Source organism: Phycicoccus sp. 3266, assembly GCF_031456495.1.
Lineage (GTDB): Bacteria > Actinomycetota > Actinomycetes > Actinomycetales > Dermatophilaceae > Pedococcus.
The window spans coordinates 1033548-1050667 of record NZ_JAVDUW010000001.1 but is presented as its reverse complement, the minus strand read 5'-3'; the positions used below and the strand labels follow the sequence as shown (position 1 = coordinate 1050667).

Here is a 17120-nt window from a genome sequence, read left to right as displayed (position 1 = left end):
TCGACCACGTCCGGTCCGCCGCGTCCTACTAGGGTGGCGGCCATGACCTCAGCCATGGCGCCGCCGTCATCCGTGACGGTCCGCGTCCCGGCGAAGATCAACCTCGAGCTCGTCGTCGGCGCACCACGACCCGACGGCTACCACCCGCTGTCGACCGTGTTCCACGCCGTCTCCCTGCACGACGAGGTCACCGTCTCGCCCGCGGACGAGTGGGGCCTGACCGTCACGGGGCCGCAGTCCCTCGGGGTCCCCGAGGACGGCACCAACCTCGCGGCCCGGGCGGCCCTGTTGCTCGCCGAGTCCGCGGGCATCACCGAGCCCGTCCACATCGCCATCCGCAAGGACATCCCCGTCGCGGGCGGCATGGCCGGCGGCTCGGCCGACGCCGCCGCCGCGCTCGTGGCCTGCGACCAGCTCTGGGGCCTCGGCACACCGCGGGTCGAGCTCGAGCACGTCGCCGCCGAGGTCGGCAGCGACGTGCCCTTCCTCCTCACCGGCGGCACCGCCATGGCCTCCGGCCGTGGCGAGGTGCTCGCGCCGGTCCTCGCCCGCGGCACCTACCACTGGGTGCTCGCCGTGAGCGAGGGCGGCCTCTCCACACCGGCGGTGTATGCCGAGTGCGACCGCCTGCGCGGCGACCGCCCCGTCCCCGAGCCGACCCCGACGCCGGAGATGATGACGGCGCTGCGGTCCGGCGACCCCCGCGCGCTGGGTGCCGCGCTCGCCAACGACCTCCAGGCCGCAGCGATCTCGCTCATGCCCGCCCTCGCCGACGTCATCGACGCCGGGCTGGAGTTCGGGGCCATCGGCGGCATCGTCTCCGGCTCCGGGCCGACCGTCGCGTTCCTCGCCGAGGACAACGAGTCCGCGCTCGACCTCGCGGTGTCCCTCACCGCGTCGGGCACCGTCCAGGACGTGCGCCGGGCCACCGGACCGGCCCACGGTGCCCACGTGGTCAGCGGGGTGCGCGCCCGCTGATGGCCAACCTCATCAGCGTGGAACGGGCCTCCCTGGCCCTCGGCACGGCCCAGGTCCTCGACGAGGTCTCGCTCGGGGTCCTGGGCGGTGACCGCATCGGGGTCGTCGGGCGCAACGGCGGTGGCAAGACCACGCTGCTGCGGGTGCTCGCCGGCCAGCGCGAGGTCGACACCGGCCGCGTCACCCGTGCCGGCGTCTCCAGCATCGGCGTCCTGGCGCAGGAGGACGTCCTCGACCCGGCGTCCACCGTCCGGGAGGCCGTGCTCGGCGACCGCCCCGAGCACGAGTGGGCCGGTGACCCGCGCATCCGCGACGTCCTCACGGGGCTGCTCGGCGGCGTCGGGGCGGAGGCCGTCGGCGGCCTCGAGGCCACCGTCGGACCGCTCTCCGGTGGTGAGCGCCGTCGCCTGGCCCTCGCGCGGCTGCTGGTCGCGGACCCGACCGTCCTGATGCTCGACGAGCCCACCAACCACCTCGACGTCGAGGGCGTCGCCTGGCTGGCCGAGCACCTCGTGCGCCACCGCGCCCGCCCGGACAACGCCCTCGTCACCATCACCCACGACCGCTGGTTCCTCGACGCCGTCGCGACGTCGACGTGGGAGGTCGTCGACGGGACGGTGCAGTCCTACGAGGGCGGCTACGCGGCATACGTGCTCGCGAAGGCCGAACGCGCCCGGGTCGCGGCGGTCACGGCCGAGCGCCGGGACAACCTGCTGCGCAAGGAGCTCGCGTGGCTGCGGCGGGGCGCGCCCGCGCGCACCTCCAAGCCGAAGTTCCGCATCGAGGCGGCCAACTCGCTGATCGCCGACGAGCCGCCGCCGCGCGACGACGTCGAGCTCATGAGCTTCGCGACGACGCGGCTCGGCAAGGACGTCATCGACCTGCACGACGCGTCGGTGGTCCTCGGCGACCGGACCCTCCTCGACCGCATCACGTGGCACCTCGCGCCGGGGGAGCGGATCGGCGTCGTCGGCGTCAACGGGGCGGGCAAGTCGACCCTCCTGCGCGCGATCGCCGGAGAGGTGCCGCTGGCCTCCGGTACGCGCAAGCAGGGCGTCACCGTGCGGCTGGCGTACCTGTCCCAGGAGGTCCGCGAGCTCGAGCGCTTCGCCGACCGCCGGGTGATCGAGGCCGTCGAGGACGTCCGCAAGTACATCCGGTTGGGGCGCAAGGAGATCAGCGCCTCACAGCTGGCCCAGCGCCTCGGGTTCAGCGGCGGCCGGCAGCAGACACGCGTGTCGGACCTCTCCGGTGGCGAGCGGCGGCGGCTGCAGCTGACCCGCCTGCTCATGGACGAGCCCAACGTACTGCTCCTCGACGAGCCGACGAACGACCTCGACATCGAGACGCTGACCTCCCTGGAGGACGTCCTCGACGGCTGGGCCGGCACGCTGCTCGTCGTCTCTCACGACCGCTACCTGCTCGAGCGGGTCTGCGACCGGCAGGTCGCCCTCATGGGTGACGGGCACGTGCGCGAGCTGCCCGGAGGGGTGGAGCAGTACCTCGAGCTCCGCCATCAGGCGCTGGAAACCGTTGCGCGACAGCAGGTCTCGTCGACGCAGTCCGCATCGACGGCTGCACTGGCGGCGGCTGGCCCGACGCCGGCGGAGCTCCGCGAGGCCCGGAAGGACATGGCCCGCATCGAGCGCCAGCTCGCGCGGCTGGCCGAGCGGGAGGAGCGGATCCACCTGGCCATGGCCGAGGCTGCCACGGACTACGACCGCGTCGGCGAGCTCAACGCGCAGCTCCGCGAGGTGGCCGACGAGCGCGACGCCCTCGAGCTGGAGTGGCTCGCGGCGGCCGAGGTCGTCGGCTGACCGGACGGCCCCCGTCGCCCCACCGCCCGCTCGTCAGGCGAGCTGCTCGAGCATCCAGTCGCACCACTCCACCGCCGCCCGCCGGGTCCGGACGCCGCCCTCCAGGGTGAGCCGGCTGGCGAAGAGGGGGTGCGTGCGGTCCTGTGCGTCAGGGTCGCCGGCCAGCGCGTCGAGCTCGGTGCGGTAGGCCTCGAGCGCCGCCGCGTGCCGGGCGCGCGCCTCGCGGGCGAGCCCCCTGGCCACCTCGGGCTCGACCGTCCAGACCGACCACAGCCGCAGGGTCTCCAGGTCGCGCACCGCCTGCGGCTCGGCCTCGGTGGCGACCCACGTCCTCAGCGCCTCGAGGCCGGCGGGCGTCACGGCATACCGCTTGGTGGGCCTCGGGCCCGCGCCCTCCACCACCTCGTGCTCGACGAGGCCGGCCGACTCGAGCCGGGCGAGCTCGGGGTAGATCTGGCTGTGCTGCGCCGTCCAGAAGTAGCCGACGGGCCGCTCCATCGCCTTGGCGAGGTCGTACCCGGTCCGCGGCCGGCGGGCGAGCAGCCCGAGGACGGCGCAGCCGAGGTGGGAGGGGATGGACGTCCGAGGGGGCATATGTCAATGTTGACATATGCACAGACGTGGGGTGGGGACGCGGTCGCCGGGGCCGCTGGGAGTCGTGGTGGCGCTGGCGCTGGCCGTGGCCGGGTGCGGAGCCGGCGGGGCCGCGCCCGAGCGGACGGGCGCCACGCGCACCCCGCAGCCCCTGCCGATCGCCACCCCGACCACGGTCGCGGAGCGGTGCAAGGTGCCCTTCGAGGGTGGCGCACTGGTCGACCTCCGCGCGCCGGACGGCAGCGTGATGACGGCCGCCACCGTGGGGACCGGCCCGACCGTGGCCGTCTACCTGCACCAGACCGCGCCCTCGGGGTTCTGCGGGTGGGTGTCGTATGCCGCGTGGGCGGCCGAGCGCGGCATCCGAGGCGTGCTCGTCGACCTCTGCGGGTGGGGCAGGGCGAGGTGCACGCCGGCCCTGGCGGCCGACCCGGAGGCGCAGGTGCGGCTCGCGGTGGACTGGGCGCGGCAGCAGGGCGCAGAGCGGGTGACGGTGGTGGGTGCATCGATGGGCGGTGTCATCGCCCTGGGCGTCGGGCAGCAGGCCGGGGCGGACGCGATCGTGGACCTGTCCGGGCCGTTCGACGGGTTCGGTGTGCCGTCGGCGCAGGAGGCCGCGCCGCTGGTGACGGTGCCGCTGCTGGTCGCGATCGCGCCGGGCGACCGGACGATGGAGGCCGCCCGGACGCGGGCGGCGTTCGCGACCGCGCCCGTGCGGACCAAGCGGTTCGTGTCGACGCCCGGCGGCCACGGGTGGGGGATGCTCAACGACGGCACGGACGCCGAGCCGTCGTGGACCCCGCTGGCGACGACGGTCCTGCGCTGGGTGCGCGGCGAGCCCGCCTAGTCAGCCCCCCGCCGGGGCGGCCTCGGACTCGAACGGTGCCAGCAGGTCGCGCAGCGTCGCCGCGAGGTGGTCGCGGTCCTCGCCCGAGAGGTCGGACAGCAGCGCCCGCTCCCGCGTCAGCAGGTCGGCCATGGCTGCGTCCACGGTGTCGCGGCCCGTCGGGGTCAGCCGCACGATGACCCCACGGCGGTCGGTCGGGCTCGGGCTGCGCTCGACCAGGCCGCGGCGCTCGAGCCGGTCGACGCGGTTGGTCATCGTCCCGCTGGTGACGAGGGTCTGGCGGATGAGCTGGCCGGGGGACAGCTCGTAGGGGGCGCCGGACCGCCGCAGCGCCGACAGCACGTCGAACTCCCAGCCCTCGAGCTGGTGCTGGGCGAAGGCCTGCGCCCGGTCGAGGTCGAGCCGGCGGGCGAGCCGCGAGATGCGCGACAGCACGTGCAGCGGGGCGACGTCGAGGTCGGGGCGCTCGCGTCGCCACGCGTCGACGATCCGGTCGACGTCGTCCGCCTGGGGGGTCATGGTGGAAACTGTAGCCGTCGTCAAGTATCTTGATATCAAGATAGTTCGAGCGAGGGAGACGGCGATGGCGACGACGACCTGGGACCCCGACCAGTACGCGAGGTTCTCCGACCACCGGTCCCGGCCGTTCGGCGACCTGCTCGCCCGGGTCGGTGCGGTCGAACCGCGGCTGGTGGTGGACCTCGGCTGCGGCAACGGACCGCTGACCCTCACCCTCGCCGACCGGTGGCCGGGCGCCCGCGTGGTCGGCGTGGACTCCTCGCCCCAGATGCTCGACGCGGCGCGGTCGCTGGACCGCGACGGCCGGGTCGAGTGGGTGGAGGCCGACCTGTCCGTCTGGGACCTCGCGAGCCTGGGCGCCGCCCCCGACGTCGTCGTCAGCAACGCCACCCTGCAGTGGGTGCCGGGCCACCGCGACCTGCTGCGCGCCTGGGCCGCGGCGCTGGCCCCCGGTGGCTGGCTCGCGATGCAGGTCCCCGGCAACCTCGACGCGCCGTCGCACCGCCTCATGCGCGAGGTCGCCGCCGCCCACCCCGCGGCGGACCGCCTGCGACCCGCGCTCGAGCGGCTGGCCGTCGACGAGCCGGCCGGCTACGTCGAGCTCTTCGCCGCTGCCGGGCTGGAGGTCGACGCCTGGGAGACCACCTACCAGCACGTCCTCGACCCCGAGGGGGTGCAGGCGAGCCCGGTCCTGGAGTGGGTGCGCGGCACCGGGCTGCGGCCGGTCCTCGAGGCGCTGCCCGACGCGGGCGAGCGGGACGCCTTCCTCGGCGGGTACGACGCCCGGCTCCGCGCGGCGTACCCGCGCACCCAGGTCGGTGTGGTCTTCCCGTTCCGCCGCGTCTTCTGCGTGGGCCACTCGGCCCGTCCGGCCGCTAGCGGCGGGTGACGAGGTCCGGCTTCTTCTCCATGCCGGCCAAGCCGTTCCAGGCGAGGTTGACGAGGTGCGCGGCGACGTCCGCCTTCTTCATCTTGCGCGAGTCGAGCCACCACTGGCCGGTCAGCGCGACCATGCCGACGAGCATCTGCGCATAGAGCGGGGCGGCCTTGGGGTCGAGCTTCCGGCGCTTGAACTCTGCGGCGAGGATGTGCTCGACCTGGCTCGCGACGTCGGAGATGAGGCTCGCGAACGACCCGGTCGACTGCCCGGCAGGACTGTCCCGCACCAGGATCCGGAACCCGTCCGTCGACGTCTCGATGTAGTCGAGCAGCGCCAGCGCCGCCCGCTCGAGCGTCTCGCGGCTGCCCATCTCGGTGCTCAGGGCGCCGGTGATCGACCCCAGCAGCGCGGCGATCTCGCGGTCGACCACGACGGCATACAGCCCCTCCTTGCCACCGAAGTGCTCGTAGACGACGGGTTTGGAGACACTCGCCTTGGCGGCGATCTCCTCGACGGTCGTGCCCTCGACGCCCTTCTCGGCGAACAGCTTGCGCCCCACCTCGATGAGCTGCTCGCGTCGCTGCTTGCCGGTCATGCGCGAGCGCGCTGCGCTCGTCGCCGGTACCCCCTGGGTGTCGCTCACCTCACCATTCTGCCGGTATGCCGGGTCGCCTCGTCGCGCGGTGCGCCGCCGGCGGGCGGCCGCGGCCCGTCAGGACGAGGAGAACCGGGCCCGGATGCTGCGCGTCAGGGCGGCCGGCTCGACGGCGTCGTCGCCGACCGTGACCTCCTGCAGCTCGAGCGCCCCGTCGCCGCACGCCACCAGGAGCGTCGACGCCGTGCCGGGCCCCAGCACGTGGCCCGGCACGGCGAGGAAGTCGGTGCGGTCGGCCACAGCCGCCCGCCAGACCGTGACGCGCCTCCCGCCGAGGAAGCTGTAGGCGCCCGGGTAGGGACGGGACGAGGCACGCACCAGCCGGGCGACCTCCCACGCGGGGCGGCTCCAGTCGAGCAGGCCGTCCTCGGGCAGCCGCGGGTAGCAGCGCAGGCCGGCGGTGGACCCCGGGACGACGCAGGCCGCGGGGTCCTCGGCGAGGCGGTCGAGAGCCTCCCGGAACAGCTCCGGCGCGAGCTCCCGGGCGCGGGCGAGCACGTCCCCCACGTAGGTGGTCTCGTCGAGGGGGATCGGGGTGCGGGCGATGACGTCGCCGGCGTCCAGCTCGACCGCCATCCGGTGGACGTTCGCGTGGATCTCGTTCTCGCCGTTGAGGATCGACCAGTTGACGGTGGCGTTGCCCTTGTAGTCGGGGAGGTTCCCGAGATGCAGGTTGAGCAGGCCGTGGGGGAACAGGTCGAGGAACGGCCCGGGCAGCACGTACTGCCAGTTGACGCTGATGCCCGCCGCCGGGCGGTGCCGCTCGACCGCCGCGGCGACCTCCTTGGGCACACCGCCCTTCTCGACCACGAACAGCTCGCACCCGAGCCGATCCGCCAGAACCGCGAACTCCGCCGGGCCCACGTCGTACTCCGGGGACGGCGGTGCGGTGACGATGGCCGCGAACCGGTGACCCGCCGCCGCGAGGTGCTCCACGGAGTCGTGCAGCAGGCGTGACCTGCCGATCGCGACGAGCGGGTCGACGGCGGTCACAGCAGCTCGACCACCGGCACCCCGGCGTGCAGGTGCCGGCCGGTGAGCATCGCCTCGGCCGCCTTGAGCCCGCCGGCCTGGAGCCGGATCACGGGGTCGAAGCCGATGGCCGACGGCAGGACCCCCATGTGGCCGGACGGCACCTCGCGGGGGAAGTAGGCGACACCGTGGTCCTCGAGCGCGCGCACGTCGACGTCCCCGGCATACCGCAGGACGCGGGGGTGGGTCAGCGCGGCCGCGAGCGCGGCGACGTCGACGGGGCCGTCCTCGCCGATCCAGGTGCTGTCGAAGGGGTAGGCGGTGAAGACGACCGCCTCGGCGTCGCGGTACTCGTCGGGGAGGCTCACCGCGGGGAAGCCGCCGACCCAGTCCACGCCGGGCAGCCCGGCATACGCCTCGCGCTGGTCGTCGGGCGCCACGACGGCCAGGCCCGCGCTCACGGTGCCGAGGACCCGCGCGATGTAGGGACCGAAGTCGTTGTTGGTGAGCAGGACGAAGCGGTTGCGGTACGGCGTCGTGCCGGCGTCCAGGACCTGGCGCAGCGCCATGTCGCCGAGGTAGCCGAAGACGTCGACGGCCGGGTGACGCTCGTTCGTGGCGCCGACGGTCATGCCGCGGCTGCGGGCGTAGGCGAGGTCGAGGTCACCCTCACGCCACTCCCACGCCTCGAACATGAGCGGGATGACGAGGGAGTCCTTGGCGTGCCGCAGCAGCGACTCGTCGAGCGGCCGCAGCTGGCCGCTGTTGGTGATGACGTCCGCCTTCGCGACCACCTCCGGGGTGAGCTCGCTCAGGTAGGTGATGTCGCGGGCGGGCGCCACCCCCTCGCCTGCGGCGCGGGTGGCGTCGATCGCCTGGGTGGCGGTGCCGTATGCCGTGTCCCTGGCGTACGCGTACACCTCGGCCCCGGCCAGCGCGGCGAGCAGGGCGGTCACGACGTAGGGGCCGGTGGCGGCCTCGGTGAGGACGACGCGCCCGCGCAGGTCGAGGGCGAGCTCGTCGAGCACCACCCGCAGCTTGGCGCCCAGGGCGGAGCCCACGTCCGTCGTCCCTGCACCCATCGTCCTGCCACCCCCGTGAGAAGCCCTGCGTGCGGCCCACGCCCGGTGCGCGGCCCACGCCCGGCGCGCCGTCGGGCGACGGACGTGGCCGGCCGGCGGGCCGTAGCCAGCGTTCTACCAGCGGCCGGCCTCCCCGGCGTACGCCGAATGGTGGAGACGGGGACCGCGGGTGCGTCCGCGGGTCAGGCCTGCACGCGGCGGGCGTCGAGGCGCTTGGCCACCGGCCAGCGGACGTCGTACGCCCAGCCGGCCTTCTCGAAGAGGCGGATCACCCGGGCGCTGGAGTCGATCTGGCCCTTCTCCACGCCGTGGCGTGCGCACGTCGGGTCGGCGTGGTGCAGGTTGTGCCAGGACTCGCCCATGGAGAGGAACGCCAGCCACCAGACGTTGCCCGACCTGTCGCGGCTGCGGAACGGCCGCTCGCCGATGGTGTGGCAGATCGAGTTGATCGACCAGGTGACGTGGTGCAGCAGCGAGACGCGCACGAGCGAGCCCCAGAAGAACGCGGTGAGGGCGCCCTGCCAGCTCATCGACCACAGGCCGCCGACGAGCGCCGGGAGGAGCATCGAGGAGGCGACGATCCACGGGAACGCCCGGTCGACCCGCTGGATGTCGGGGTCGGCCATGAGGTCCGGGGCGTACTTGCCGCGCGGGGTCTGCTCGACGTCGAAGAGCCAGCCGGTGTGCGCCCACCACAGCCCCTTGGCCAGCGCCGGGATGGTCTCGCCGTAGCGCCACGGGCTGTGCGGGTCGCCCTCACGGTCGGAGAAGGCGTGGTGCCGGCGGTGGTCTGCGACCCAGCGGACGACGGGACCCTCGATGGCGAGGGATCCGGCGACCGCGAGCGCGACCTTGAGGCCCCGCCGGGCCTTGAACGAGCCGTGGGTGAAGTGGCGGTGGAAGCCGACGGTGATGCCGTGGCCGGCGACGGCATACGTGACGAGCGCGATGACCACGTCGTGCCAGCCGAGCCCCCAGCCCCAGGCGACCGGGATCGCGGCGAGGAGGGCGAGGAACGGGACGCCGATGAAGAGGGCGAGGGTCAGCTGCTCGCCGTTGCCCTTGCGCTCCGGGGCCGTGCCGGTGGTCGCGGGGGCGGCGGTCGCCGAGGGGGTGTCCGTGGCTGCGGGGGCGGCGGTCGAGTCGGTGGCCGAGGGGGTCACGGTCGTCATGGGGGGACCTTTCCGTGCGCGGTCGGTCGCGTCGCTGCGAACCTACGAAACCGTAACCTACGTTTTCGTAGGTTGTCACGGGCGGCTGTCGACGTGGTCGGCGCCGCCGGAGGGCCCCGATACCCTGTGACCGGCCCGGACGGGCCGTTCCCCGGTTGGTCTGCTGGCAGGGCCCGCCTGACTTTGAATCAGGACAAGCGACGTAGGTTCGATTCCTACCCGGGGAGCCGAGCGAGCGGAGCGAGCCTGCGCACCCGGGAGGAATCCGGGGAGCAGCGGCGAAGTGGGGAGCGGAGCGAGCCAGTTCGCAGACGCGGCTCCTACCCGGGGAGCCGCGCGAGCGGAGCGAGCCGGCGCACCGAGCGGGCGCGCCGGCGCCGGTCGGGCGGGGGCTGACCGACCGGTAGCATGACGGCGACCGACGCACCCGACCAGAGACCTGGAGCGTTCGCGCGTGAGCACCCCTGCAGGCGGTTCCCGCCTCGCCGCCGTCATCGTCCTCGCCGCCGGTGAGGGCACCCGGATGAAGTCCGCCACCCCCAAGGTCCTGCACCGCATCGGCGGCCGGTCCCTGCTGGGCCACGCGATCGCCGCGGCCCGCGCCGTGCAGCCGCAGCACCTCGCCGTCGTCGTGCGCCACGAACGCGACCTCGTCGCCGCCCACGTGGCCGAGGTCGACCCGAAGGCCGTCATCGCCGACCAGGACGAGGTCAAGGGCACCGGGCGCGCGACCGAGTGCGCGCTCGAGGCGCTCCCCGAGCTCGACGGCACCGTGCTCGTCACCTACGGCGACGTGCCGCTGCTCGCCGGCGAGACGCTGCACACCCTGGTGGCCGAGCACGAGCAGTCGGGCAGTGCCGTCACGGTGATCACCGCGCACCTCGCGGACCCCACCGGCTACGGCCGGATCCTGCGCGGCGAGGACGGCTCGGTCGTCGGCATCGTCGAGCAGAAGGACGCCACCGAGGAGCAGCGCGCCATCACCGAGATCAACTCGGGCATCTACGCGTTCGACGCGGCCGTCCTGCGGACCCACCTGGCGTCGGTCGGCACCGACAACGCCCAGGGCGAGAAGTACCTCACCGACGTCCTGGGCCTGGCGCGCGAGGACGGCGGGCGGGTCAGCGCCCACGTGGTCGACGACCTGTGGCAGACCGAGGGCGTCAACGACCGGGTGCAGCTCGCCCGCCTCGGCCGCGAGCTGAACCGCCGGCTCACCGAGAAGTGGATGCGCGAGGGCGTCACCATCGTCGACCCCGCGACCACGTGGATCGACGCCGACGTCACCATCGGCCGCGACACCACCCTCCTGCCGAACACCCAGCTGCTCGGCGCCACCGCCGTCGGCGCCGACGCGACGATCGGCCCCGACACCACGCTGCGCGACACCGAGGTCGGCGACGGCGCGGAGGTCAAGCGCACCGAGGCGCACCTCGCCGTGATCGGCCCGCGGGCCACCGTCGGACCGTTCTCCTACCTGCGCCCGGGCACCGACCTCGGTGCGGGCGGCAAGATCGGCGGCTTCGTCGAGACGAAGAACGCCAAGATCGGCGAGGGCGCCAAGGTGCCGCACCTGACGTATGCCGGTGACGCCACCATCGGGGAGGGCGCCAACATCGGCGCCGGGACGATCTTCGCCAACTACGACGGGGTCGCCAAGCACCACACCACGATCGGCAAGCACTCGTTCGTCGGCTCGGACACCGTGCTCATCGCGCCCGTGAACGTCGCCGACGGCGCCTACGTCGGCGCGGGGTCCGCGCTCACCGGCGACGTCGACCCCGGCCAGATCGCCGTCGCCCGGGGTCGCCAGCGCAACATCGACGGCTGGGTCGCGCGGTCGCGCGCGGGCACCCGGACGGCGGAGGCGGCCGAGGCGGCCGCCCGGCATACCGACTCCAGCAGTGAAGGGCAGGACCAGGCGTGACCGGCATCCTGAGGACCACCGAGAAGAACCTCATGGTCTTCTCGGGCCGCGCGCACCCCGAGCTGGCGCAGGAGGTGGCCAAGCTCCTCGCCACCGAGCTGGTGCCGACGAGCGCGTACGACTTCGCCAACGGCGAGACCTACGTCCGCTACGAGGAGTCGGTGCGTGGCTCGGACGCGTTCGTGATCCAGAGCCACACCACGCCGATCAACGACGCGATCATGGAGCAGCTCATCATGATCGACGCCCTGAAGCGGGCGTCGGCCAAGCGGATCACCGTGGTGCTGCCTTTCTACGGGTACGCGCGCCAGGACAAGAAGCACCGTGGCCGCGAGCCGATCTCGGCCCGGCTGGTCGCCGACCTGTTCAAGACCGCGGGCGCCAACCGGCTCATGGCGGTCGACCTGCACACCGCGCAGATCCAGGGCTTCTTCGACGGGCCGGTCGACCACCTCATGGCGCTGCCGATCCTCTCGGAGTACGTGCGCGAGAAGTACGGCCACGAGCAGCTCGCCGTCGTCTCCCCGGACGCCGGTCGCATCAAGGTCGCCGAGCAGTGGTCCGAGCGGCTCGGCGGCGCCCCCCTGGCGTTCATCCACAAGACGCGCGACATCGACCGGCCGAACGAGACCGTCGCCAACCGCGTCGTCGGTGAGGTCGAGGGCCGCGTCTGCGTGCTCGTCGACGACATGATCGACACGGCGGGCACGATCACCAAGGCGGCCGACGCGCTCATGGCCGAGGGTGCCGCGGGCGTCGTCATCGCCGCCACCCACGCGATCCTGTCCGGGCCGGCCGTGGACCGGCTCAAGGCCTGCCAGGCGCGGGAGGTCATCGTGACGAACACGCTGCCCATCCCGCCCGAGCACGAGTTCGACAAGCTGACGACGCTGTCCATCGCACCGCTCATCAGCCGGGCCATCCAGGAGGTCTTCGAGGACGGCTCCGTGACGAGCCTCTTCGACGGTCGCGCCTGAGCCCCTCTCGGTCCTCGCCGACCGGCTCCCGTCGGCTGATCCTCCTCCGCCCCCGCTGACGGCACCACCCTCTGCTGGGTCGGCACGAACCTCTGCTGGGTCGGCGCGAACCTCTGCTAGCAGAGGTTCGCGCGCTCAGCGGAGGTTCGAACCCCTGCTGGGCGCACGAAGGTCTGCTGAGCACGGCTGCGAATCACAGGAGGGTGGCGCGGCGAGCCGTGAGGCCGTGCGGTGACGGCGCCCGGGCTGCGGCCACGGGCCGGCTGCCCTCGGGGGAAGCGATGACTGCGGTCAGGCGGTTCGACGACGGCGTGCTCGGTCACGAGCCCGCTCGACCTTGGCCCGCAGCACGCTGAGGTCCTCGAGGTCGCTCCATGCGATGCGCGCGAACTCGTACCCGGCCTGTTCGAGCTCGTCCTGCCTGCGCCGTTGGGCTGCCACGGCGAACCGGGCGCGGCTGGCTGGGTCGGGTGCTGCCGCCACCCCGTTCGCGGCCATGAGGTACTTGCCCAGCCCGTCGAACTCGACGAGCACAGGCTCTGCGTCGAGGGCGAAGTCGGCGAAGTACCTGCGGCCGTCGACGCAGACCTCGAGCTGGGGGACGACCGTGTAGCCCAGGTGCCTCAGGGCGTGGGCGAGCCGCGTCTCGCCGACCGACTCGTGGCGTCCGTCGGCAGCACCCAGCAGCCGACGGACTGCGTCGATGTGTGGATGACCACCGTGGGCGTCGATCGCGACGTCCAGCTCGCTTCGGGTGACCAGCTGCGCAGCCAACGCGCCGTCGGCGGCGACCAGGCTCTCCATCGCCGAGGGCCTGCCGTCCACCGACGGCACGAGCCCCACCTGGACGACCGCCCACGCCACCGGCACCGTGGCCACCCCGGATGTCGTCAGCATCGGAGGTTGCCCGGTCGAGGGGTGGATCACCGCCCCGCGACGGTGCCGCGAGTGGTCGTCGACCACGCGGGCCACGTGCGCGGTGGACAGGTCGGATCGCCAGAGCCGCCCTCCGTGCAGCACCACGGCGGACGCGTGGCTGGCAGCCACCCGACCGTCGAAGGACCGGACGAGCGCCGTCGCCACCAGGGCGTGGCGGAGCGTCGCGGTCTCGAAGCGGTCGGCTCCGTCCCACGGCGCACGGGCGCTCCCGGGCTGCCGAACGGCATACCAACCGCGCACCAGGGGCAGGAGCTCGTGCTGCCGGACCCGGTGGCGGATCGCGCTCGGGCCGATGCCGATCGAGCGCAGGGAGGCGGTGCTGATGACGCCGTGGTCGGCCAGGTCGGCGGGCTGCACCGGTTCAGCCTCGACCCGGGGCGGCAGAGGCACGACGCGCCTGCCCGGACCTGTGGACACCTCCGGGCGCCATCCTCGGCTGTGGACGGCGTAGCCACCTTGTCTCAGCAGACATTGCTCGGCTCAGCAGATGCAGCATCCTGCGCTGACTGCACGAACCTCTGCTAGCAGAGGTTCGTGCAGTCTCAGCAGGGGTTCGTGCGGAGGGCTGGCGGTGCGGGAGCGCGCGGGGGCGCGTCAGGCGGTGCCGGCGCGGCGGGCGCGGTATGCCGCGACGTTGGCGCGGTTGCCGCACGTCCCGTCGCAGTAGCGCTTGGACCGGTTGCGGCTGAGGTCGACGACCACGTCCTCGCAGTCGTCGGCGGCGCAGACCCGCAGCCGGTCGAGCTCGTCGGCGCGGATGACGTCGACCATCGCCATCGCCGCCTCGACGGCCATGCGGGTGGCCAGCGGGGCCTCGGGCGGGGTGGCGTGCAGGTGCCAGGACCACTCGTCGTGACGGACCAGCTGGGGGAGGGCCCCGGCCTCGGCGAGCAGCTCGTTGACGATGGTCACGGCCTCGTCGGTGTCGACGGTCCACAGCGCCCGCAGCCGCGGCCGCAGCGCCCGCACGTCGTCGAGCTCGCCGCGGTCGCCCGCGCGGGAACCGGTCCAGCCCCACTCGCGGACGAAGGCGTCGAGGTCGTCCACCGTGGTGAGGTCGTCGTGGTCGGTCGGCAGGGTGGCCGCCGTGTTGACCAGTGCCGCCGCCCCGCGAAGCGCGACCTCGGTGTCATGGGCGAAAAGCATCTTGACTCCTGACGAGCGGGCTCGCTAGCGTCATGAGCATACGACGTTTTGACCCCTGACAGGAGCGAACCGATGAGCCAGCGCGCACCCGGCACCGGCGTGGGGCTGTGGTTCGCCCTCGCCTCGGCCGCGACCTTCGGCACCAGCGGGCCGTTCGCCAAGTCGCTGCTCGTCGAGGGCTGGAGCTCCGGTGCCGTCGTGCTGCTCCGCGTGGCGGGAGCCGCCCTCGCGCTGGCCGTCCCCACGGCGCTCGCGATGCGCGGCCGCTGGCACCTGCTGCGCCGCAACGCCGGGGCCGTCCTCGCCTACGGGGCGGTGGCCGTTGCCGGTTGCCAGGTGACCTACTTCTATGCCGTGCAGCGGCTCGACGTGGGGGTCGCGCTCCTGCTCGAGTACCTCGGCGTCGTCCTCGTGGTGCTCTGGGTCTGGCTGCGGACGCGCCGCGCCCCCGGTGCACTGACCGGGGCCGGCGTGGTGCTCGCCGTGCTGGGCCTGGCGCTCGTGCTCGACCTGTCGGGACAGAGCCGTCCCGACCTCGTGGGTGTCGTCTGGGGCCTGCTCGCGGCCACCGGCCTCGCCACCTACTTCGTCCTCGCGGCCCACGACTCCGGCCTGCCGCCCGTCGCCCTCGCCGGCCTCGGCATGGTCGCCGGCGCGGTGGTGCTGGGCGTGCTGGGGCTGGTCGGCGTGCTGCCGATGCGCTTCGTCGCCTCCGACGTGGTGCTGCGCGGCAGCGAGCTCCCCTGGTGGGTCGCCATCGGCGAGCTGGCGCTCGTGGCGGCGGCCGCGGCATACCTGCTCGGCATCGTCGCGGCCCGCAGCCTGGGGTCCACGGTCGCGTCCTTCGTGGGCCTGACGGAGGTACTCTTCGCGGTGCTGTTCGCCTGGGTGCTGCTGGCCGAGCTCCCGGGGGCCATGCAGCTCGGCGGCGGGGTGCTCATCCTGCTCGGGGTGGTGGCGGTCCGTGCCGGCGAGGTCCGCCGGGCGCAGCGGCGTGCGGCCGTCGCAGCCGACGCGGAGGCGGATTTCCCTCTCCCCACGGGCGTCGCCTAGACTCTCCGGGTTGCCTCGGCGAGGGACACAGCACGGCCGGTCCAGGGTGGCCCGCCGTCGCCGTCCGTGATCGACGCGGTGGAGCCTCCGTGCTGCGCCCCGCGTCGAGGCCCACCGCATCCGCGAGTCCCCGATCCACAGGAGTTCCCCGTGTCCCAGATCAGCAAGCTCGTCGCCGAGAAGCGCACGCAGTTCGGCAAGGGCGCCGCCCGCAAGATCCGCCGCGACCACAAGATCCCCGCGGTCATGTACGGCCACGGTGCCGAGCCGGTGCACATCACCCTCCCCGGCCACGACACCATGCTGGCCCTCAAGGTCGCCAACGCGGTGCTGACCATCGTCATCGACGGCGAGGAGCAGCTGGCCCTGGCCAAGGACGTCCAGCGCGACGCCATCAAGCCGGTCATCGAGCACGTCGACCTCGTCATCGTCCGCCGTGGTGAGAAGGTCGTCGTCGACGTCCCCGTCCACGTCGAGGGCGAGGCCGCCCCGGAGACCGTCGTCACCGTCGACGCCCAGACCCTGCAGCTCGAGGTCGAGGCGACCCACATCCCCGAGAACGTCGTCGTCTCGGTCGAGGGCCTCGAGGCCGGCACCCAGGTCAAGGCCTCCGAGGTCCCGCTGCCCGAGGGTGCGACCCTCGCGGTCGACGGCGAGACCCTGGTCGTCAACGTGACCCAGCAGGTCTCCGCCGAGGCCCTCGAGGCCGAGCTCGCCGAGGCCGAGGCCGAGGCCGGCATCGAGCACGAGGAGGCCGGCGAGGCTGCCGAGGCCGCCGAGGGCGAGGGCGAGGCTGCCGAGGGCGGCGCCGCCGAGGCCGAGGGCGAGTCCACCGAGGGCTGACGCTCCCACAGCACCACCGGAAGGCCGGGTCCCCACCACGGGGGCCCGGCCTTCCGTCGTACCGGGTGTCCGGCATACTTGCGGCCCGTGGGTGACGACGACGTGTGGCTGGTGGTGGGCCTCGGGAACCCCGGGCCGCGGTATGCCGGCAACCGGCACAACGTCGGCGCGATGGTGGTCGACGAGCTGGCGTCGCGCGGGTCGTCCCGGCTCACGAGCCACAAGGCGCGGGCCTCGGCGACGACGGTGCGCGTCGGCACGCTGGCGGGCGGGGCTCCCGGCCCGCGAGCGGTCATCGCGGTGCCGTCCTCGTACATGAACGAGTCCGGCGGCCCGGTCAAGGCGCTGATGAAGTTCTTCTCGGTCGAGCCGGACCACCTCGTCGTCGTGCACGACGAGCTCGACATCCCGGCCGGCGACGTCCGGCTCAAGCAGGGCGGCGGCGAGGGCGGCCACAACGGGCTGCGGTCGATCTCCTCCGCCCTCGGCACCAAGGACTACCTGCGGGTGCGGGTCGGCATCGGCCGGCCGCCGGGCCGGATGGACCCGGCCGACTTCGTGCTGCGCGACTTCTCGGCGACCGAGCGCAAGGAGCTGCCGTTCCTCGTGGGCGACGCGGCGGATGCCGTCGAGCTGCTCGTGACCCAGGGCCTCGTGGTCGCCCAGCAGAAGTTCCACAGCCCCGCCTGAGCCGTCCCGGTCGGCGTCGAGTGTGCCGA

At 73.6% G+C, this 17120-nt stretch carries 17 protein-coding genes and 1 tRNA gene; 10 read left to right on the top strand and 8 right to left on the bottom strand.

What is annotated here, in order from left to right; translation table 11 throughout:
* The first annotated feature begins 42 nt into the window (after positions 1 to 42).
* Positions 43 to 978 carry a 4-(cytidine 5'-diphospho)-2-C-methyl-D-erythritol kinase gene (locus J2X64_RS04980; protein ID WP_310150488.1) on the top strand — a complete coding sequence of 312 codons (936 nt, stop codon included), beginning with the start codon at positions 43 to 45 and terminating at the stop codon, positions 976 to 978.
* Complete coding sequence (locus tag J2X64_RS04975) at positions 978 to 2795, top strand: ABC-F family ATP-binding cassette domain-containing protein (RefSeq protein ID WP_310150485.1); 1818 nt, start codon at positions 978 to 980, stop codon at positions 2793 to 2795. The genes J2X64_RS04980 and J2X64_RS04975 overlap by 1 nt, the downstream gene beginning before the upstream one ends.
* A gap of 33 nt (positions 2796 to 2828) precedes the next feature.
* Here the strand turns inward: J2X64_RS04975 and J2X64_RS04970 are convergent, their stop codons facing one another.
* A complete protein-coding gene (locus tag J2X64_RS04970; RefSeq protein ID WP_310150482.1) occupies positions 2829 to 3389 on the bottom strand; it encodes a PadR family transcriptional regulator in 561 nt (186 codons plus the stop codon).
* Positions 3390 to 3405: 16 nt separating this feature from the next.
* Here J2X64_RS04970 and J2X64_RS04965 point away from each other — a divergent pair, with 16 nt between their 5' ends.
* Positions 3406 to 4236, top strand: coding sequence for an alpha/beta hydrolase (locus J2X64_RS04965; RefSeq protein WP_310150480.1), 831 nt, complete (start codon positions 3406 to 3408; stop codon positions 4234 to 4236).
* On the opposite strand, the gene J2X64_RS04960 is transcribed toward J2X64_RS04965, so the two are convergent.
* Positions 4237 to 4755 carry a MarR family transcriptional regulator gene (locus J2X64_RS04960; protein ID WP_310150478.1) on the bottom strand — a complete coding sequence of 173 codons (519 nt, stop codon included), beginning with the start codon at positions 4753 to 4755 and terminating at the stop codon, positions 4237 to 4239.
* A 64-nt stretch (positions 4756 to 4819) separates the two neighbouring features.
* On the opposite strand from J2X64_RS04960, the gene J2X64_RS04955 reads away from it, so the two are divergent.
* Complete coding sequence (locus tag J2X64_RS04955; RefSeq protein ID WP_310150476.1) at positions 4820 to 5644, top strand: methyltransferase domain-containing protein; 825 nt, start codon at positions 4820 to 4822, stop codon at positions 5642 to 5644.
* On the opposite strand, the gene J2X64_RS04950 is transcribed toward J2X64_RS04955, so the two are convergent.
* The 4 genes from J2X64_RS04950 to J2X64_RS04935 all read right to left on the bottom strand — a co-directional run bounded on the left by J2X64_RS04950 (position 5631) and on the right by J2X64_RS04935 (position 9516).
* Positions 5631 to 6230 carry a TetR/AcrR family transcriptional regulator gene (locus J2X64_RS04950; RefSeq protein ID WP_310153126.1) on the bottom strand — a complete coding sequence of 200 codons (600 nt, stop codon included), beginning with the start codon at positions 6228 to 6230 and terminating at the stop codon, positions 5631 to 5633. The genes J2X64_RS04955 and J2X64_RS04950 overlap by 14 nt on opposite strands.
* Before the next feature lie 117 nt (positions 6231 to 6347).
* Positions 6348 to 7283: a formyltransferase family protein gene (locus tag J2X64_RS04945; protein WP_310150474.1), complete on the bottom strand. Its 936-nt coding sequence runs from the start codon at positions 7281 to 7283 to the stop codon at positions 6348 to 6350.
* The gene (locus tag J2X64_RS04940) at positions 7280 to 8323 is read right to left on the bottom strand and encodes a hypothetical protein (RefSeq protein WP_310150472.1); all 1044 of its coding nucleotides are present in this window, start codon (positions 8321 to 8323) and stop codon (positions 7280 to 7282) included. Before J2X64_RS04940 ends, J2X64_RS04945 begins: the two co-directional genes overlap by 4 nt.
* A gap of 203 nt (positions 8324 to 8526) precedes the next feature.
* On the bottom strand, positions 8527 to 9516 hold the full coding sequence (locus tag J2X64_RS04935) for a fatty acid desaturase (protein WP_310150470.1): 990 nt from the start codon (positions 9514 to 9516) through the stop codon (positions 8527 to 8529).
* A gap of 148 nt (positions 9517 to 9664) precedes the next feature.
* On the opposite strand from J2X64_RS04935, the gene J2X64_RS04930 reads away from it, so the two are divergent.
* The 3 genes from J2X64_RS04930 (at position 9665) to J2X64_RS04920 (ending at position 12420) form a co-directional block, all read left to right on the top strand.
* Positions 9665 to 9743: transfer RNA gene (locus tag J2X64_RS04930), tRNA-Gln, on the top strand.
* Positions 9744 to 9970: 227 nt separating this feature from the next.
* On the top strand, positions 9971 to 11443 hold the full coding sequence (gene glmU, locus J2X64_RS04925) for a bifunctional UDP-N-acetylglucosamine diphosphorylase/glucosamine-1-phosphate N-acetyltransferase GlmU (protein WP_310150466.1): 1473 nt from the start codon (positions 9971 to 9973) through the stop codon (positions 11441 to 11443).
* On the top strand, positions 11440 to 12420 hold the full coding sequence (locus J2X64_RS04920) for a ribose-phosphate diphosphokinase (protein ID WP_310150464.1): 981 nt from the start codon (positions 11440 to 11442) through the stop codon (positions 12418 to 12420). The genes glmU and J2X64_RS04920 overlap by 4 nt, the downstream gene beginning before the upstream one ends.
* 291 nt (positions 12421 to 12711) lie before the next feature.
* Here J2X64_RS04920 and J2X64_RS04915 read toward each other — a convergent pair whose 3' ends face one another.
* Both J2X64_RS04915 and J2X64_RS04910 read right to left on the bottom strand, forming a co-directional pair.
* Positions 12712 to 13716: a hypothetical protein gene (locus J2X64_RS04915; RefSeq protein WP_310150461.1), complete on the bottom strand. Its 1005-nt coding sequence runs from the start codon at positions 13714 to 13716 to the stop codon at positions 12712 to 12714.
* Positions 13717 to 13953: 237 nt separating this feature from the next.
* Positions 13954 to 14505: a CGNR zinc finger domain-containing protein gene (locus tag J2X64_RS04910; protein WP_310150459.1), complete on the bottom strand. Its 552-nt coding sequence runs from the start codon at positions 14503 to 14505 to the stop codon at positions 13954 to 13956.
* Positions 14506 to 14577: 72 nt separating this feature from the next.
* Between J2X64_RS04910 and J2X64_RS04905 the strand changes: the two genes are divergently transcribed.
* From J2X64_RS04905 to pth, 3 genes are all read left to right on the top strand, one after another.
* On the top strand, positions 14578 to 15558 hold the full coding sequence (locus tag J2X64_RS04905) for an EamA family transporter (protein ID WP_310150456.1): 981 nt from the start codon (positions 14578 to 14580) through the stop codon (positions 15556 to 15558).
* Between the two features lie 150 nt (positions 15559 to 15708).
* The gene (locus J2X64_RS04900) at positions 15709 to 16401 is read left to right on the top strand and encodes a 50S ribosomal protein L25/general stress protein Ctc (RefSeq protein ID WP_310150453.1); all 693 of its coding nucleotides are present in this window, start codon (positions 15709 to 15711) and stop codon (positions 16399 to 16401) included.
* 87 nt (positions 16402 to 16488) lie between these two features.
* Positions 16489 to 17091 carry an aminoacyl-tRNA hydrolase gene (gene pth / locus J2X64_RS04895; protein WP_310150450.1) on the top strand — a complete coding sequence of 201 codons (603 nt, stop codon included), beginning with the start codon at positions 16489 to 16491 and terminating at the stop codon, positions 17089 to 17091.
* Positions 17092 to 17120 lie beyond the last annotated feature (29 nt).

Bases quoted from the DNA above. Each gene is read 5' to 3' on its own strand.
- J2X64_RS04935 (WP_310150470.1), bottom strand. From the start codon at position 9,516: ATGACGACCGTGACCCCCTCGGCCACCGACTCGACCGCCGCCCCCGCA.
- J2X64_RS04975 (WP_310150485.1), top strand. From the start codon at position 978: ATGGCCAACCTCATCAGCGTGGAACGGGCCTCCCTGGCCCTCGGCACG.
- J2X64_RS04910 (WP_310150459.1), bottom strand. From the start codon at position 14,505: ATGCTTTTCGCCCATGACACCGAGGTCGCGCTTCGCGGGGCGGCGGCA.
- J2X64_RS04905 (WP_310150456.1), top strand. From the start codon at position 14,578: ATGAGCCAGCGCGCACCCGGCACCGGCGTGGGGCTGTGGTTCGCCCTC.
- J2X64_RS04965 (WP_310150480.1), top strand. From the start codon at position 3,406: ATGCACAGACGTGGGGTGGGGACGCGGTCGCCGGGGCCGCTGGGAGTC.
- J2X64_RS04960 (WP_310150478.1), bottom strand. From the start codon at position 4,755: ATGACCCCCCAGGCGGACGACGTCGACCGGATCGTCGACGCGTGGCGA.
- J2X64_RS04980 (WP_310150488.1), top strand. From the start codon at position 43: ATGACCTCAGCCATGGCGCCGCCGTCATCCGTGACGGTCCGCGTCCCG.
- J2X64_RS04970 (WP_310150482.1), bottom strand. From the start codon at position 3,389: ATGCCCCCTCGGACGTCCATCCCCTCCCACCTCGGCTGCGCCGTCCTC.
- J2X64_RS04955 (WP_310150476.1), top strand. From the start codon at position 4,820: ATGGCGACGACGACCTGGGACCCCGACCAGTACGCGAGGTTCTCCGAC.
- J2X64_RS04950 (WP_310153126.1), bottom strand. From the start codon at position 6,230: ATGACCGGCAAGCAGCGACGCGAGCAGCTCATCGAGGTGGGGCGCAAG.